We start from the raw sequence: 15,796 nt of genomic DNA, 5'->3' as shown, positions 1-15,796 counted from the left end.
GCCATGTCGTTCAATTCTTACGACGATCAGCAGGAAATGAGTGAAATCAACATGACGCCCTTGGTGGACGTGATGTTGGTGCTGCTGATTATTTTCATCATCACCGTGCCGGTGATTACGCATTCGGTGAAAGTTGATTTGCCGCAGGCCAGCCAGCAACCCACGGAGGTGAAACCCGATGTGGTCACACTCACCGTGCAACGCGACGGCAGCCTGATGTGGAACGATGAAACACTGACTTTTGAGAACCTGGAGCTTCGCTTGCAGGCTGTGGCGCAGCAAGAGAAACAGCCCGAGTTGCGAATTCAGGGCGACAAAGCGGTGGAGTACGAAAAAGTGGTGCAAGTCATGGCCGCTGCACAACGTGCAGGCGTCGAGAAACTGGGCTTCATGACTGAACCCCAAAGCACACCCTGATTCAAATTTGTGAGCAGAGTAAACACACTTTCTTGAAGTCATGCGAAACTGGGCGTTGAAGCGATTATTCAACGCCTTTTTTTATTGCCATATTCATGAACACATCTGCTTTGAACCCCGGTTATCTATCCCGCAGTCTTGGCCCTGTTCACATCAATCTGGATCGGCAGCTTTACAGCGCCAGCCATGTGTTGAACTTTGAAAAAACACAGGCACATCAACATTTGTCCACCTTCATTCAACGCATGTTCAGCGGTGAAGTGGTCAATGGCACAGAACACCGACCTGCCGGCCATTGGGCCTTGCGAGCAGCCTGCAACATGCAGGCCTACCATTCACCAGTTTCGCTGGTGGTGAATGGTCGCGATGAATTGGCGCTGACCAGGCAAGTGCAACAGCAAATGGAAACCTTTGTTGACCAGGTGCGCTCGGGCCGCTACACCACGCCCGACGGAGAACGCTACGACAGCGTGTTGCATTTGGGCATTGGTGGATCAGACCTCGGCCCCCGGCTGTTGAATGATGTGTTCAGCAAACTGGATTTGGGTGCAGCACCCGCACTGAACATTCGGTTTGCCGCCAATGTGGACTTCCATGAAATGAAAGCCGCGCTGGCCTCACTGAACCCGAAAACCACTTTGGTCGTGATTGCCAGCAAATCATTTTCAACCCGTGAAACCTTGCACAACGCACAGCATATTTTCAAGTGGCTGGATGCTGCGGGGCCAGCGTACCGCCCCAAGGCGCTGGTGGCCGCAACCTGCAAACCCAACAAAGCAATCGAGTTGGGCGTGGCAGCGGACCGGGTGTTTGAATTCAGTGAAACAGTGGGCGGTAGATATTCACTGTGGGGCCCCGTATCGATTGGTGTGCGCATGGTGCACGGCAACCCGGTGTTCAATGAACTGCTTGAAGGCGCCGCCTTGATGGACGGTCATGTATTGCAAAGCAAGGCCAGCCAGTGCATTCCCACACTTCTTGCGCTAAGCGACCTGTACAACCTGGAACACGGTGCCGCATCGCTGATGTTAAGCCCTTACGATTCCCGCCTGAGCCAGTTGGTGCCCTACCTTCAACAACTGTGGATGGAATCGCTGGGCAAAGGCGTGAACAACCAAGGTGAGTTGCTCGACAAGCCCGCCTGCCCGATTTTGTGGGGCGATGTGGGCACCAATGGGCAACATGCTTTTTTCCAGATGCTGCACCAAAGCAAAATTGCCAGTTCGGTTGAATTGATCGCAGTGGTACAACCCGACCATGATGAAGTCCAATCCCATCAAGTGTTGCTCTCGCATGCCTTGGCGCAGTCTGAAGCTTTCTCGGTGGGCCGCTTGAACTCACCCGAGGAGCTCAGCAACACAGCCACCAATTTCAAATCGTGTCCTGGGCACCGTCCGGTTCAAATGGTGTTTCTCGATTCGCTAACGCCCTACTCGCTTGGCGCATTGTTGTGCCTTTGGGAACACCGCACCGCAGCGCTGGCTGCCATGCAAAACATCAATCCCTTTGACCAGTGGGGCGTTGAATTGGGCAAGGGCATTGCAGAGCAACTGGAACACAGCGTGCCACCCGGCCACACCCCGGCAGAGAACCCGGTGACCGCACACCTGATCAACCATTTCCTGAAAAATTCAGCGCCATGATGAATTGGCAAGCCCTGCCACTGCCTGCCTGCAGCCTGGCCGAAAGCCCACGGTATGCGCATGGTGGCTGGGCTTGGGTAGACATCAACACGCGTACCCTGTACCGCTTGAATCAAAGCGATGTGCTGAACACAGCATTGGACAACACCACGTTATTAAGCACCTTGCATTTGCCAGATGAAATAGGCTGTGTGTTGCCCACAGAGACTAAAAACACTTGGGTGGCACTGGGCAGACAAGGTGGCTGGCTGATTGAGGGCGACACCTGCACCCTGAAATTGAATGCTCCTTTCGATTCGAGCAAGCACCGCTTCAACGACGGCGGCGCCGACCAGGCGGGCCGAATATGGATATCCACACTGGTTGATGCCCGCAGCCCGGCCACTGCCGCCCTGTATTGTATTGAGGCGGGACAAGCCAAGCTGAAGATAAACGATTTGATCGTGGGCAATGGCCTTGCCTTTTCGCCCCTGGGGGACTCGGTTTTTCTGAGCGACACACGGCACAAATGCATTTGGCGATTTGATTATTCGATCGAGACCGGTGAGTTGAGCAATCGGCAATTGATCAAGCAATACACAGAGGGCACTGCTCGACCGGATGGTGCTTGCTTTTCTGCCGATGGCAGCTACTGGGTTGCCATTCTGGAGGGCTACCGGCTGGACCGCTTTAGCGAGCACGGCGAATTCATTGAAAGCATTGAACTGCCCTTGGCAAAGCCCACCATGCCCTGCTTTGGCGGCGCACAGGGCAATGTGTTGCTGGTGTGCTCAGCCCAGGCTGATGAGAAGTTTCCCAACAAGCCAGGTTTCGAAAACACCAGCCTGATTGCCTGTGAAACAGGCTTCAAAGCGTTGTCAGAAAATTTCGCCAATCCGGCTTATTTGGTGTAACGGCTGTCGATCAGGTTCTTCTTCAAGCGTGCCATGTTTTTCTGAACTGAATCGCCCAGTTGCAAGGCCACTTGCGTGGCCAGTACATCCACCACGCACAGGTGCAACAAACGCGACACCATGGGGCTGTACTGCTCATAGTACTCACCGTGGTCGGCTGGAATATGTACCTGCACTGCCTGTGCCAAAGGCGAACCCGACGCCGTAATTGCAATGGTACTTGCACCGGCTGCACGTGCAATTTGCGTGGCGTCGAGCAAATCCTGACTGCGGCCCGAATTTGAAATGATGATGAGGCAATCGCCCTTGTTCAACATGGATGCAGCCATAATTTGCAAGTGCCCATCGGAGTAGGCATGCGCTGTGCAACCCATTCTAAAAAACTTGTGCTCGGCATCCAGCGCCACAAAGCCTGAATTGCCCACCCCATAGAAAACAAGCCGGCCTTTTTTGGCAATTGTTTTTGCAAGCAGTTGCGTGGCTTTGTCGATGGGTTTGGCTGGGGCTGTGTTTCGAAAAGTGCGCAGAGTGTGAATGGCATTGTCGAGTACTTTTTGAATCAGGGTTTCACCGCTGTCGCCAGCTTTCACCGACTGGTGAATGAACGGCACACCTGCATTCAAACTGGCGGCCAGTTTCAACTTGAAATCACTTAAGCCTTCGTAACCCAGCGAGCGGCAAAACCGCACCACCGACGGGCTGCTGACACCTGCACGTTTGGCCAGTTCAGTCACAGGCATTTTTTGAAAACCACTGGGGTCTTTCAACACCAACTGTGCCACTGCCTGTTCAGCACTGGAAAACTGGTCCAGTTCCATGCGGATTCGATCAAGTAAATTCATGCACACGCCGGGTTAAACCCGAAGTAATAAAATTACATTGTACTAGCGAATAACACCACGCGCCTTGAAGTATTGAATCAATACATTGGGCTCAAAGGGTTTGGAATAAAAGGCATCAATGCCTGCTGCCATGGCACGTGCATATTCAGCCAAACGCGAACCCGCAGTCACCGCCACAATTGGAATTTTTACATACTCAACCATGTCCCGAATGTGGCGCGTTGCGCTGAAACCATCCATCACGGGCATGTGCAAGTCCATCAGGATTGCGGCAATGTCCACGCTTTTGTCCTGAAGCATTTCAACGGCCACTTGACCATTGCCAGCCACCACCACATGGGCACCCAGTTTGCGAAGTCGAATGGCATTGATTTTCGCCACAGTGGGGTCGTCTTCCACCAGCAAAAGCCGCAAATTACTCAAAGGCAAATCGCCCCCTGCACTGTCGGCAGAGACCGCTTGTGCACTGGCCCGGCCCATCAACTTAAGTGGCAGTTGAATACTGCTGCATGTGCCTTCGCCCTGCCGGCTTGTCAATGAGAACTGCCCGCCCATCATTTCAAGATATTTGTGAGTAAGGTAAAAACCCACCCCCATGCCACCGCCCCCACGGGTGCGGCGCACCGATTGATTGGCAAATGGCTGGCCAATCGATTGAATCAGTGAATCGGACATACCGATTCCGTCATCGCTGACCTCAAAATAAAGCTCTGCACAAGGCTCAGCCTTGAATGCAATGTGCACCTTGATCTGGTGGGCATCAGAAAACTTCATGGCGTTGTCGATCAAACCATGCATCATGCGACCAATGCGTATTTTGTCGCCCAGCACCAAAGGGTCAAAATCGAATTCCTCACGCAATTGCAGCAAGTGGATTTGACCGGGGTGCGCACGCTGCACCAATCTCAAGCGGTCCAACCAAAGCGCGCGCAAGTCAAATTCCTCTTCTTCCAGTTGCAACTCGCCCAACATACTATCGGCATAATCCATCAGCATTTTTACGCTGCGGGTGACATCAATATTGGCTTTGTCCAGGTCTTGGAACAACTCCGCCTGGTCCTCATCCAGTTGTGTGGCCGACAGCTGGTTCAACATTTCAAGAGAATTGTTCAAAGGGGTGCGCAGCTCGTGGCTGACCACATTCAAAAAGTGGTTCTGCTGGCGCACCACTTGCATCAATTCTTTGGTTTTGTGACGCAGGCGCTCGTTGCCATGCTTGAGTTCATTCAACAACCTGGCTTTGTCAGTCACGTCCACAATGGCCAGAATTATCACAGGCCTTGCACCTTCTCGATTCACGTTCAAACCAATTTGCACGGAAATTTCATGCCCCCCTTTGTGATGGGCGGGGAAGTATTTTTGCCCGGTGCCCTGCCCCATCATGCGCCCCTTGGACGACTGCATGAATTCCTGAAACAGGCTGGAATGCCCCCTTCTCAACTCAGGCGGCAACAGCTTTTCAAAGGGCTGATCCAGCAACTCGGCCACGGAGTAACCGAAGATATCGGCGCAATATGAATTCAGGGAGAGAATTCGCCCGGCATGATCAACCTGCATCAAGCCAACGGGGCTGTGCTCCAACACGTCGGGAGTTATTTTTTCAGAGTTCAAGGGGAACGGATTCACTGGATTTAACACCCCCAGTGTGCCCGATCCGGAAAAAAAAGAAGGAGGCATTACCGTGGTAAAGCCCCCTCTGTTCGTTCAATTGATAAATGATTAATTACTGTGAATTAACATTCCTAAAAGCAGATGCTGACCAACCCTGCCTTGAATTGGCGGGCTTGACTGGCAAGGGTGTTCCTCCGATCAACTTCTCGGTGGCAGTGCCATAACGCAACCAGGTTTGCGTTGCCTGCGTGCCCACTCCAGGCTTGCTGTAGTCACACACGCCTTGTGGGAAAATTTCCTTCACCTGGGCTACAAAAGCGGCTGAATCAGTAATTGAAACTGCACCCGCATAATCGGCTGCATCCACCGGTTTCAGTACACATTTGTTGGTCAAGGTACGAATGTCGTCACCCGCCACTGTGCGCGGCGTGCCAAAACGGGTTTGCACCAACACATGTTGCAACTCCGCAATGGGGCCGGTGAGTTGGCCCGACATGCCCGTGGGGTCAAAAGCCGAGAAGTCCAGACCACACACCTGATTGCTGAGTTGGTCAAAAATTTGACCCGCCTCGGGGGGTGGCTTTGGAATACTGCTCGAGTTGGCCATGGGCAACACCGGGTCCGGATAAAGCAGGTTGCCGCTCATGGGGACAAAGGGACCATCGTCAGCATAAATGCTTTGCGCTGACAAACATTTGTCGCGGGCTGCACGCGGTTTGTTGGCCACCACTTTTTCAGGCAAAGGTTTGTTGCTTTCATCGGCCTCAATCTGGCTCAACCAGCGGTCCATCACCAGCAAGGCTTCGGTGCTGTAGGTAGAATCACCCGCCAACACCAATTGCCCAAACCAGATCACATGGTTGTCAAAGTGCCCCTGTGTGGCATTCAGGCGGGCGCGCATTTGCCAGCTGTGGAAGGCATCGTGTGCAATGCCGGGATCGGGGCCCCGCAAGTCAATAATCGGAATATTGCTGAGGTGTTCGGCCGTGTTCACCGCGCCTGTTTTGTAGGAATTGGCCAAAGCCAAGGGGTCAGCCACTGTGCGGTTGGCCACGCGTTGAATGTCCACATCAAAACCACCAATGTTGCGGTTCAAATCCAGGAACTGATTGGCGGTAATGGTGCCTTGCTTCAAAGCACCCAGGCCATATTGAACGCCCACGTTGTCCAGCGGAATACCACCAAAACCTCGACCAATCTTTTTCTCGTTGGCACTCCATACATCTGACGTTCTAAAGCCAAACTGCGTGCTCATGTAGTCGATCAAGCCACAGCGCAGCCCGCCCGGGTTGTTCACTGGGTCATAAGGCGTAGCGGCCCCATTCAGGCCACGGCAGTTGTCTGCGAACGGATAGGCCTTTGGGAAAAACGCGTTGTCCGACAACACAGGGTTCACCGGCAAGTGACCATACACTGCACTCCACTGCACGTAGGGCAGAAAGTTGGTATTGAAGTTGGGAAACTGATTGGCATTTTCAGCTTCATTCACGCCGGGATAGCGATTGCCAAAGTAGGAATTCAACAAGTTGTAATCGGCAAACTGTGAGGCCGTGGTCCACACATCGGGGTACGAACACTGCACGATGATGCCTTGGTAAATACCAGGGTAGGCATTGGCAATGTGCTGCTGGGCAATGGCACCACCCGAGCAACCGGTGCCCATGGTGTAGCGGATTTCGCCGTACTGTTCAACAATGCGTTCTTTCACCATCATCAGCGATTCTGCAGCCGTCACCAGGTTTACGTTGTGGCCCAAATTGGCCAGGGCCGTGGAAGTGGCAATAAAGCCGCGACCCAAGGCCACAGTAATGCTGTCGCCCAGCAAAAACTCGGCACCATCCGGTGCTGTGCCCGAAATGTCGCCATTGGGCGGGTTGCCCGGGCCGTAGGTTACGCCCACATTGCCGCCATGGTGAATCAGTACTTTGCCATTCCACTGCGGCTGAGGCTTCCACGGTTGCCAGTCCTCGGCCGGGTTGAACAGTGTGCGGATTTGATAACGATCGCGGTTTTGCACACCCCGTTCGGTGCGAACGATGAAAGGCACAGTCACACCGTTGTCGGTTGTGGTCATCGCAATTTCACTGGCGGGCGGCGGGTTTTCAGGATCGTAGGGCAAGAAGGTGGGTGCAAATTCCTGTTCCTGGAAATTGGAGTTGGTGAGTACGTGTTGCAGCTTGTTGGCAGGCAGATATGAAAAACTGAACACGGCCGGCTGATTGCACTGGGCGTCCATTGCACCCTCGTTGGTGCAGGTCCACGGTTGAACTTGCGGCCCGGAGAACACCGGTCCGCCGTTGGGGTGGTTGGTGATGGTGGTCACAATTCGGCCTGTGTTTTTCAACACTGCCATGATGCGGTTTTCACCCAAGGCCAAGCCCTGAATGCGACCCATGTAACGGCCATTTTCGCGCAGCGCAAACTGGTCGCTTACATCCACGGAGCCCAGCATCACTTTCACATTCTGCAAATTGGCGGGGTCTTCGGCGGTAATTTCAACCAGGGCATTGCCGTCGCTGATCAAGTCGGCACGATTGGACAAAACGCGAATGCCATCCCCTGGCTCCAGTTCGACTGGTGTTTCTTCGTTGGGGTTGGTGACCGTGGGGCCATCACCCCCAGCCAGAATGCTGGAATCGTTGCCACCCAGGCAACCGGCAAGAAGCGCAAGCGTGCTGAGCGCCAGCGCGGGCTGAAGTGTTTTGCTCATTTTGTATTGTAAGTTTGAATTGTCTCCAAACCTTCATACTTCAAGCCAACACTTTCAGATTCACCTTGTAAATCAGTTACTTACTTTATTTCGCACTTTACCTAATCACAGTTGCAGTTTATTACTGCCGGTGTTTTTTCGGCATGATGTGGATTAATCCCAAATCCATTTCCACCACACAGGGCTCGCCCTTTTTCAGGCCCAAACGCTGCGCCCCCGACACAGCCATCTTCAGCGTCTCAAACGGCGCCACATCCAAGGCCAAATCGATCAAGCTGAGTTCACCCAGGTCACGGTGCGCTTGAACATGCACAGGCAACACCACAAAACCCTCTCGCTGCAAATTGTATGCTGCCGGCTTTAAGGCCAGGCCGTCGGCATGCACCACCCAGTTCACCGGGAAACCAGGCGGAATCTTGCCTTTGTCTTTCACCCGAAGCTGATAGCTGTTGGAAAGAGTTGCCTGCTGGGTATCCAGCGCACGGGTCCATTGCAAATGCCCCACGCCGGCTTCCTGGCCAGGCCCAAGCCATGCCCCGTGAAACCGGTTTTGAATGCCCACCAGGTCGGCCACCCTGGAATTGCGGGGTCTTCGGTGCACATCAAAGGCTGGGCCCTCCTGTAGCACCTGACCTTGGTCCAGCACCACCAGTTTGTCGCACAGCATACGGGCTTCATTCAAGTCGTGGGTGACCAGCACAATCGGAATATTCAGATCAGCCCGCAGTTCGGCCAACAAACGGTACAAGCCTTCACGGTTCATTTGATCCACCGCAGAAAAAGGCTCATCCAGCAACAACAACTGGGGCTGACGCGCCAGGGCGCGGGCCAGCGCGACGCGTTGCTGCTGCCCGCCCGACAATTGTGCCGGTTTGCGCATGGCTTCATCGGAAGTCAGGCGCACGCGCTTGAGCCACTGCACCGCTTCAATAATTTGTTCGCCCTTGGGCAAGTGTTGCAAGGCCAGCGCCACGTTGGCAGCAGCGCTTAGGTGAGGCATCAGGGCGTAATTTTGGAAGACCAAACCTACCCGACGCTGCTGGGGTGTTTGGAAAACACCCTTCTGCGTGTCGAGCCACACTTGCCCACCCACCTCAATGCGGCCTTTTGCCGGTTTCATCAAGCCCGCCAGTACACGCAATATGGAAGATTTGCCCGCCCCCGATGGCCCCACCAAGGCGAGCAATTGCCCGGCCTCGCAAGAAAAATTTGCGCGCAGCGGCATGGGTTTTTGCTGCTCGATGTCGACCAGCAATTCACTTGGCCTGTTCGTAGTGACGCTCATGGCTTGCGCCTTTTTCGGCCAGACAATAACAGCGAAGTGGCCACCGCCACCAGCGAGAACATCAACAGGGCCAGCGACATGGTGTTGGCTGCATTCAAGTCAAAACTTTGCACGCTGTCGTAAATTGAAATGGCCAAGGTTCGGGTTTCGCCAGGAATGCTGCCGCCTATCATCAGCACCACACCAAACTCGCCCAAGGTATGTACAAAGGTCAGCACCATGGCTGACAAAATACCGGGCCAGGCCAAAGGCAATTCCACCTTGGTGAAAATGGCCCAGGTGCTTAAACCACTCACCTGTGCAGCCTCGTTCAAGTTGTGGGGAATGGATTCGAATGCGCGCTGAATGGGTTGCAGCATGAAAGGAATATTGAACAACACGGAAGCGAGCAACAGGCCAGCAAAATTGAAAGTGAGCGAAATTCCCCAGGTGTTTTGAAGCCACTGCCCCACAGGCGAACCACCCCCCACCGCCACCAACAGGTAGTAACCCATCACCGTGGGTGGCAGCACCAGAGGCAGCAAAATGGCAGCCTCAATCCATGTGCGCCCTTTGAACGCTGTGCGAGCCAACCAGCGCCCCACCCACAAACCCACGGGCAACAACACCAGCAAAGTGCTAAGGGCCAATTGAATGGACAGCGAAAACGCAGACCAATCCATCATCGCCCAAGTACCTCGTCATAGCCGTATTTCTTGAGCACCGCGCGAGCAGGTGCCGTGTTCATGAAATCCGCAAATGCCTTTGCAGCCGGGTTATCGGGGCGAATCAATACCATGCCTTGCACCAAGGGTTGATGCCATTCACGGGGCACAAGGGCATATTGGGTGCGTACGGCCAACTCGGGTGCAAGGGCTAGCGACAACGCCACCAGCCCGGCCTGTGCTGCACCTGATGCCACGAACTGCGTAGCCTGCCCTATGTTTTCACCCATCACCAAGCGTGGCTTTACCTTTGCCCACAAATCAGCATGCATCAGCGCTTCTTGCGCACGCATGCCATAAGGTGCCACGGTGGGGTTGGCAATGGCCAGCTTGCTCAAGCGACCGTCCTTCAGCGCAGCGGCCAGGTCTGCCAAAGAGCCATCGGGTTTCAAACGAGTTTTACGCGGCAGCAACAACACCAAACGCCCCTCAGAATAGGGCAATACCGGCAATGCAGCCAGTTTTTCATCCACCAGCTTTTGGGGAAAAACCATGTCGGCAGACAAAAACACATCAAACGGCGCGCCCTGTTTAATCTGGCTATAAAAGTTGCCCGACGAACCATACGCCACCTTCAAGCTGTGCCCGGTGGCTTTGGTAAATTGGGGGGAAATTTCGTCCAGCGCGTAGCGCAAAGTGGCTGCAGCGGCAACTGTAGCGCTGCCTGCATGGGCTGCGCCCAGGCTGATCAGTAAAACAAAACAGGCCAATGTTTTCAACACAGTGTTTCGCCTACCTATTCAAAATTAAATGCTGCGCTGGTTCACACGTTTGGACAACTCCTCCGCAGACTCTACACGCTCGGAATAGCGATCAACCAGGTATTGCGCATGCCCGCGCGTCAGCAAGGTGAATTTCATGAGCTCTTCCATCACATCCACCAAGCGGTTGTAATACGGCGAAGGCTTCATGCGGTTGTTCTCATCAAACTCCATGAATGCTTTGGCAATCGAAGATTGGTTGGGAATGGTGATCATGCGCATCCATCGGCCCAACACACGCAACTGGTTCACCACATTAAACGATTGCGAACCACCGCACACCTGCATCACAGCCAGGGTTTTGCCCTGAGTGGGCCGCTTGGCGCCACCAGTCAGGGGCAACCAGTCGATTTGTGTTTTCATCACGCCTGTCATGGCACCGTGGCGCTCGGGCGAGCTCCACACCTGGCCCTCCGACCAATCTGCCAACTCACGAAGTTCTTGCACTTTGGGGTGTTGCTCATTCGCTTCATCCACCAAAGGCAAACCTTCCGGGTTAAAAAACCGAACCTCGGCACCCATCAAGGTTAGCAAGCGCCCAGCTTCCTCGGCTGCCAAACGGCTGAATGAACGCGCACGCAGCGAGCCATACAAAATCAGAATCCGTGGCGGGTGCAACAAGCTGTCGCCCAGCAGGTCACGATCAGGCTGCTTGAAACAGTTGGCATCCAGGTTGGGCAAATCACTCGGGTTCATGACAACACCATTTCCTTCTTGTTTGAATTTGATTAAAACCAGGCCACCGACATTTCAGAAAAATAAATCACCGCCACATAACGCAATGTTTTTCCAATACCGACGAGCACAATAAACAGCCACAGGTTCACTCGCATAATACCGGCGACCAGCGTCAACGGGTCACCTCCAACGGGCATCCAGGCCAACAATAAACTCCAAACCCCATAGCGCTGAAACCAGGCCTGCATTTTCTCGATTTGCTCAGGCTTGAAGTAAAACCATTTTTTGTGCTGGAAGTGCAAAAGGTAACGCCCAAGCACCCAGTTCACCACCGAACCCAGGGTATTGCCCACTGCGGCCACGGCCAGCAACAAACCAGCGGGTTCACCAGCGCGAATCATGGCAAACAGAACCACTTCGGAATAAAAGGGCAAAATGGTGGCCGCCAAAAAAGCAGAGGCAAACAGCAAAAGATACGACATGGGTTACACGCGGAGGGAAGCTTGCTTGCATTGTTGCACAAGCCATTTGAACAGGCGCCGATGCTGCGGGCGGTACAACAAATATTCCGGGTGCCACTGCACACCCAGCCAGTGGCAGGGGCCGGTGGGCTCAATGCCTTGTACAAAGCCATCGAGGTCGCGGGCTACAATTTGAACACCTTCGCCCAGTTGGTCTACCGCTTGGTGATGCAGGCTGTTGATGCGCAAGCGGCTGGCGCGGGTTACCAAAGCCAAGCAACTGCTGGCCCGCAAGGCGGCGGTTTTACGTGGCAACACCGTGCCCCTGTTCGAGGTTAATTTACGCTTTGCGCGAATGTCGATGTGCAAACTGCCACCCAAACTGACATTGATCAACTGGGTGCCCCGGCAAATGCCCAGCATGGGCAACTGGTGCTTCAAGGCCCAGGCAATGTGCGCCTGCTCCAAGGCATCGCGATCGGGGTCGTAATGGGCTTTGGGTGCTTCCTCCTCGCCATACAGGGAGGGGTGAATGTCATCACCACCACTCACAATCAAGGCATCAATTTGCGAAATCGGCCACGGGTGCTTCACGCTAATGCGTCGGGCTTTGCCACCGGCCAGCCACACTGCCAACCGAATGCTGAACCACGACGGTGACCACCACTTTGCGTTGCCAGTTACACCGACAACAGGTTTTCGTGAATGGTCGCCAGTTGCTGGTGCCAAGGCTCTTCCTTCAAGTTGATCAGGTTTTCGTTGTAATCGGTCCATTGTTCACACATGGACTTCAATGTGACCGGGTCCGCAGCCAGGTGTTCCACCACACACCAAATATTCCAGCTTCGGGAAAGCTCCCATTGGGGCTTTTCAATCTCGCAATTCGGCAAACGATAATGAAAGGTGGGGCGTGCGTTCACGCGCTCATCCTTAACCGCAGCCAACACACGTGCTTCATCGATCTGTTTGAACAAAGGCAGCAAATCCATGCCCCGGTTTCGGGTCGGGTTGTATTCCAGATAATCGTCAATGATTTGTTGCAAAGGTGTATCTGCCGTGTAGGTCATCACCTCCTGGATGTACTTTTTGGGATAGGTGTCGATATAAGGCGTTAACCGACGCAGTGTGTCCACGTCATGTGCCTTCATCAACCAGTACTGCGACACGCAATACGCCTGCAAATAGGGCACCAGTGTTTTCGAATCCAGGGCAGGTAATTCGGTATTGATGTGCACACCAAATGCGTAAATCAGTGAATCAGAAGTACCCAAGGCACCGGCCTGTTGCAAGGCCTTCACCATGCCATCGAGCACTTGGAGTTGATCAACTGGAACAGGTGGGCAGACCACCTCAAGAGGCACAATTTGCCGAGCCAGGTCGGTCATCAGCGCCAGTACCGCATCTTCACTTGCACCCTGCTCTTCAAGCCGCTTGCGTGCCATATTTTTGGCGAAACTCCAATCCAGTTCGATCTTGAAATCACCAAACTGCGGATGCCTTACCCTGCACTCGGCTTGGGTGTCTTTGATCACCTCGCCGTTGATAGCCTTCGCGACTGCATTGGCTGCTGTTTGCAAATCGAGCCCGGCAAACTCCAACTCGAACCCTGCACAGCGTACATCGCCCCTGGCATTGTTCATCCACGCGGGTTTGGCATAGTGCTTGTGCATTCAATGTTTCCCTGCAAAAAAACAAAAGCGATGGGCTGCTTACAAAAGCCCACCGCTGATCAATGGTTTTGTGGCTTTTTGGTGCTTACACCACCGTCAACTTTACATCCACATTGTTACGGGTTGCATTGGAGTACGGACACACCTGGTGCGCCTTTTCCACCAAGGCGTTGGCTGCGGCTTTGTCCATGCCTTCCAGCTTGATGCTCATGTCCACAGTGATTGCAAAACCCACACCGTTGGGGTTGCCACCAATACCGACTGTGGCAGTAATTTCAGGCTCGGAAGGCAAGCTGATTTTGTCTTGCCCGGCTACAAACTTGATGGCTCCGATAAAGCAGGCCGAGTAACCCGCGGCAAACAATTGCTCAGGATTGGTGCCTGGACCGCCTGCTCCACCCAATTCTTTGGGGGTACTGAGTTGTACTTTCAAGCGCCCGTCTTCGGTGGCTGAGCCCCCTTCACGACCGCCGGTGGATGTGGCTTTGGTTGAGTACACGACTTGCATTGTTTTCTCCTGTGATTGGATGGATGAACAAACAAATAGTTATCGCGATAACTATTTGAAGAGACACTTCAATAAGAAACATCAATGATTGGGAATGTTATCGCAATAATTAATTACGGACAAGCAATCAGGCTTTCAACAGCCTTTCGCGCAGAGCATCCAATTCGCACTTCAATCGATGAATATCCATGGGTGTCATGCCACATTGCTCAACCACACACGCATAAACATCCAGTGCCTTTTCCCGAATCCGTTTGCCTTCGTCAGTCAGATAAATTTGCAGTTGTCTTTCGTCGTCAGCGCTTCGGTTGCGGGTCAGAAGGCCCTGTTCGGCCATGCGTTTGATGACTGGCGTGAGTGCACCGGGCTGTTGACCCAGTTGGCGAGCCACATTGATCAAGCTGACACCGTCTTCTTTCCACAAAATCATCATGACCAAATACTGTGGAAAGGTGAGGCCCAAGGGTTGCAGCAGCGGCTTGTAAACCTGGGTAATTGCCAGGGAGGTGGCATACAAAGAGAAACAAAGCTGGTTGTCTAGCGCTAAAGGATTCTCGGTTTTCATGTTTTTGGAGTTTTAACCAAACGATTGGGGTGCTTCAAGTGTAAACGCTTGAGCGAATTGAGTCATCTTTGTCTAAGTCAATCCAAGACAATCCGGGATAAATTCAGCAAATTTGACTCAAATCCCCCTCATCCGAACCCTTGTTTACACGCCACGCTCTTTAAACCAGTCCAAAGTCAGTTTCCAGGCATACGTGGCCGCTCGTCTGTCATAAGTGGGTCGGTAATCCGCATGAAAACCATGGTTTACCGCAGGGAATACCACGATTTCAGAAGCACTGTTGCCTTTGCCCAACTCGTTGCGCATTTTGTCGACCACTTCATCGGGCACAAAACTGTCTTCACCAGCATACAGGCCCAGCACTGGCACTTTTAGGTTTGCAGCCACATCAACCGGATCAGCCGGCTTGTTGGGGCCTTTCAAGCCAGCCAGCAGGCCGTAATAAGCCACGCCTGCCTTAACTGCAGGGTTGTGATTGGCATAGAGCCACACGGTGCGCCCACCCCAACAGTAGCCCACGATCCCCAAGCGGGCAGTGTTGGCCTTGCCACTGGCTTTGGCAAAAGCCACTGTGGAATCGATGTCGGTCATCACTTGTGCATCGGGCACCACCGGCACCACCTCCTTCAAGATTGCATCAAGGCTCATGTTGGACACATCGGCCTCGCGGCTGAACAGCGCGGGTGCAATTGCATAGTAGCCTCGCTTGGCCAAGCGACGGCAAATGTCCTGAATGTACTCGTGAACACCGAAAATTTCCTGAATCACGAGAATGACCGGAAAGTTTTTACCTTTGGCAGGCATGGCGCGGTAGGCTGGAATTTGTCCATCCTTTACAGGTACTTTCACTTCACCGGCGGTAATGCCCTGTGTGTCTGTTTTGATGGCTTGGGCAAACAGAGGCTCTGAAGCCACCGCAAAACCGCCTGCCAGCGAAGTGAGCAAAAAGCCCCGGCGACTGACGGTTGTTTCCTTGATTTTCTCTGCCAAGCCAAATTTCATTTGATCCATGTTCACTACTCCTGTGCTTCCTTGGGATTAAGCCTAA

At 53.5% G+C, this 15,796-nt stretch carries 16 protein-coding genes; 3 read left to right on the top strand and 13 right to left on the bottom strand.

Annotated elements, in window-relative coordinates; translation table 11 throughout:
* Positions 1-3: 3 nt before the first annotated feature.
* The 3 genes from HKT17_RS04125 (at position 4) to HKT17_RS04115 (ending at position 2,953) form a co-directional block, all read left to right on the top strand.
* The gene (locus tag HKT17_RS04125) at positions 4-417 is read left to right on the top strand and encodes an ExbD/TolR family protein (protein ID WP_171098048.1); all 414 of its coding nucleotides are present in this window, start codon (positions 4-6) and stop codon (positions 415-417) included.
* A gap of 95 nt (positions 418-512) precedes the next feature.
* Positions 513-2,060, top strand: coding sequence for a phosphoglucose isomerase-related protein (locus HKT17_RS04120; protein WP_171098046.1), 1,548 nt, complete (start codon positions 513-515; stop codon positions 2,058-2,060).
* Positions 2,057-2,953 carry an SMP-30/gluconolactonase/LRE family protein gene (locus tag HKT17_RS04115; RefSeq protein ID WP_171098044.1) on the top strand — a complete coding sequence of 299 codons (897 nt, stop codon included), beginning with the start codon at positions 2,057-2,059 and terminating at the stop codon, positions 2,951-2,953. Before HKT17_RS04120 ends, HKT17_RS04115 begins: the two co-directional genes overlap by 4 nt.
* Here the strand turns inward: HKT17_RS04115 and HKT17_RS04110 are convergent.
* The 13 genes from HKT17_RS04110 to HKT17_RS04050 all read right to left on the bottom strand — a co-directional run bounded on the left by HKT17_RS04110 (position 2,941) and on the right by HKT17_RS04050 (position 15,759).
* On the bottom strand, positions 2,941-3,795 hold the full coding sequence (locus tag HKT17_RS04110; RefSeq protein ID WP_171098042.1) for a MurR/RpiR family transcriptional regulator: 855 nt from the start codon (positions 3,793-3,795) through the stop codon (positions 2,941-2,943). The two genes, HKT17_RS04115 and HKT17_RS04110, sit on opposite strands and share 13 nt — an antisense overlap.
* A gap of 42 nt (positions 3,796-3,837) precedes the next feature.
* The gene (locus HKT17_RS04105; RefSeq protein WP_171098040.1) at positions 3,838-5,472 is read right to left on the bottom strand and encodes an ATP-binding protein; all 1,635 of its coding nucleotides are present in this window, start codon (positions 5,470-5,472) and stop codon (positions 3,838-3,840) included.
* Between the two features lie 46 nt (positions 5,473-5,518).
* Complete coding sequence (locus HKT17_RS04100; protein ID WP_171098039.1) at positions 5,519-8,116, bottom strand: DUF6351 family protein; 2,598 nt, start codon at positions 8,114-8,116, stop codon at positions 5,519-5,521.
* A gap of 121 nt (positions 8,117-8,237) precedes the next feature.
* The gene (locus HKT17_RS04095; RefSeq protein WP_171098037.1) at positions 8,238-9,401 is read right to left on the bottom strand and encodes an ABC transporter ATP-binding protein; all 1,164 of its coding nucleotides are present in this window, start codon (positions 9,399-9,401) and stop codon (positions 8,238-8,240) included.
* A complete protein-coding gene (gene modB / locus HKT17_RS04090) occupies positions 9,398-10,066 on the bottom strand; it encodes a molybdate ABC transporter permease subunit (protein WP_371815427.1) in 669 nt (222 codons plus the stop codon). Before modB ends, HKT17_RS04095 begins: the two co-directional genes overlap by 4 nt.
* Positions 10,063-10,827: a molybdate ABC transporter substrate-binding protein gene (modA, locus tag HKT17_RS04085; protein WP_171098035.1), complete on the bottom strand. Its 765-nt coding sequence runs from the start codon at positions 10,825-10,827 to the stop codon at positions 10,063-10,065. Before modA ends, modB begins: the two co-directional genes overlap by 4 nt.
* A 24-nt stretch (positions 10,828-10,851) precedes the next feature.
* The gene (gene arsH / locus HKT17_RS04080) at positions 10,852-11,562 is read right to left on the bottom strand and encodes an arsenical resistance protein ArsH (RefSeq protein WP_171098034.1); all 711 of its coding nucleotides are present in this window, start codon (positions 11,560-11,562) and stop codon (positions 10,852-10,854) included.
* 32 nt (positions 11,563-11,594) lie between these two features.
* A complete protein-coding gene (locus HKT17_RS04075) occupies positions 11,595-12,026 on the bottom strand; it encodes a YqaA family protein (RefSeq protein WP_105028453.1) in 432 nt (143 codons plus the stop codon).
* A 3-nt stretch (positions 12,027-12,029) separates the two neighbouring features.
* The gene (locus tag HKT17_RS04070; RefSeq protein WP_240965898.1) at positions 12,030-12,734 is read right to left on the bottom strand and encodes a gamma-glutamyl-gamma-aminobutyrate hydrolase family protein; all 705 of its coding nucleotides are present in this window, start codon (positions 12,732-12,734) and stop codon (positions 12,030-12,032) included.
* The gene (locus HKT17_RS04065) at positions 12,686-13,675 is read right to left on the bottom strand and encodes an amidoligase family protein (protein WP_171098032.1); all 990 of its coding nucleotides are present in this window, start codon (positions 13,673-13,675) and stop codon (positions 12,686-12,688) included. The genes HKT17_RS04070 and HKT17_RS04065 overlap by 49 nt, the downstream gene beginning before the upstream one ends.
* An 85-nt stretch (positions 13,676-13,760) precedes the next feature.
* Positions 13,761-14,183, bottom strand: a complete 423-nt coding sequence (locus HKT17_RS04060; RefSeq protein WP_171098030.1) for an organic hydroperoxide resistance protein — start codon at positions 14,181-14,183, stop codon at positions 13,761-13,763.
* Positions 14,184-14,310: 127 nt separating this feature from the next.
* Positions 14,311-14,748, bottom strand: coding sequence for a MarR family winged helix-turn-helix transcriptional regulator (locus tag HKT17_RS04055; protein ID WP_171098028.1), 438 nt, complete (start codon positions 14,746-14,748; stop codon positions 14,311-14,313).
* A 144-nt stretch (positions 14,749-14,892) separates the two neighbouring features.
* Complete coding sequence (locus HKT17_RS04050) at positions 14,893-15,759, bottom strand: dienelactone hydrolase family protein (protein WP_171098025.1); 867 nt, start codon at positions 15,757-15,759, stop codon at positions 14,893-14,895.
* Between the last annotated feature and the right edge of the window lie 37 nt (positions 15,760-15,796).

The sequence above is a fragment of the Limnobacter sp. SAORIC-580 genome (assembly GCF_013004065.1).
Lineage (GTDB): Bacteria > Pseudomonadota > Gammaproteobacteria > Burkholderiales > Burkholderiaceae_B > Limnobacter > Limnobacter profundi.
Note: the sequence above shows the minus strand (reverse complement) of the source record. Positions and strands in the feature narration are given on the sequence as shown.

Excerpts from the sequence above, each read along its gene's own strand:
- HKT17_RS04125 (WP_171098048.1), top strand. The coding sequence starts at position 4 with ATGTCGTTCAATTCTTACGACGATCAGCAGGAAATGAGTGAAATCAAC.
- HKT17_RS04120 (WP_171098046.1), top strand. The coding sequence starts at position 513 with ATGAACACATCTGCTTTGAACCCCGGTTATCTATCCCGCAGTCTTGGC.
- HKT17_RS04115 (WP_171098044.1), top strand. The coding sequence starts at position 2,057 with ATGATGAATTGGCAAGCCCTGCCACTGCCTGCCTGCAGCCTGGCCGAA.
- HKT17_RS04110 (WP_171098042.1), bottom strand. The coding sequence starts at position 3,795 with ATGAATTTACTTGATCGAATCCGCATGGAACTGGACCAGTTTTCCAGT.
- HKT17_RS04105 (WP_171098040.1), bottom strand. The coding sequence starts at position 5,472 with ATGCCTCCTTCTTTTTTTTCCGGATCGGGCACACTGGGGGTGTTAAAT.
- HKT17_RS04100 (WP_171098039.1), bottom strand. The coding sequence starts at position 8,116 with ATGAGCAAAACACTTCAGCCCGCGCTGGCGCTCAGCACGCTTGCGCTT.
- HKT17_RS04095 (WP_171098037.1), bottom strand. The coding sequence starts at position 9,401 with ATGAGCGTCACTACGAACAGGCCAAGTGAATTGCTGGTCGACATCGAG.
- modB (WP_371815427.1), bottom strand. The coding sequence starts at position 10,066 with ATGATGGATTGGTCTGCGTTTTCGCTGTCCATTCAATTGGCCCTTAGC.
- arsH (WP_171098034.1), bottom strand. The coding sequence starts at position 11,562 with ATGAACCCGAGTGATTTGCCCAACCTGGATGCCAACTGTTTCAAGCAG.
- HKT17_RS04075 (WP_105028453.1), bottom strand. The coding sequence starts at position 12,026 with ATGTCGTATCTTTTGCTGTTTGCCTCTGCTTTTTTGGCGGCCACCATT.
- HKT17_RS04065 (WP_171098032.1), bottom strand. The coding sequence starts at position 13,675 with ATGCACAAGCACTATGCCAAACCCGCGTGGATGAACAATGCCAGGGGC.
- HKT17_RS04060 (WP_171098030.1), bottom strand. The coding sequence starts at position 14,183 with ATGCAAGTCGTGTACTCAACCAAAGCCACATCCACCGGCGGTCGTGAA.
- HKT17_RS04055 (WP_171098028.1), bottom strand. The coding sequence starts at position 14,748 with ATGAAAACCGAGAATCCTTTAGCGCTAGACAACCAGCTTTGTTTCTCT.
- HKT17_RS04050 (WP_171098025.1), bottom strand. The coding sequence starts at position 15,759 with ATGGATCAAATGAAATTTGGCTTGGCAGAGAAAATCAAGGAAACAACC.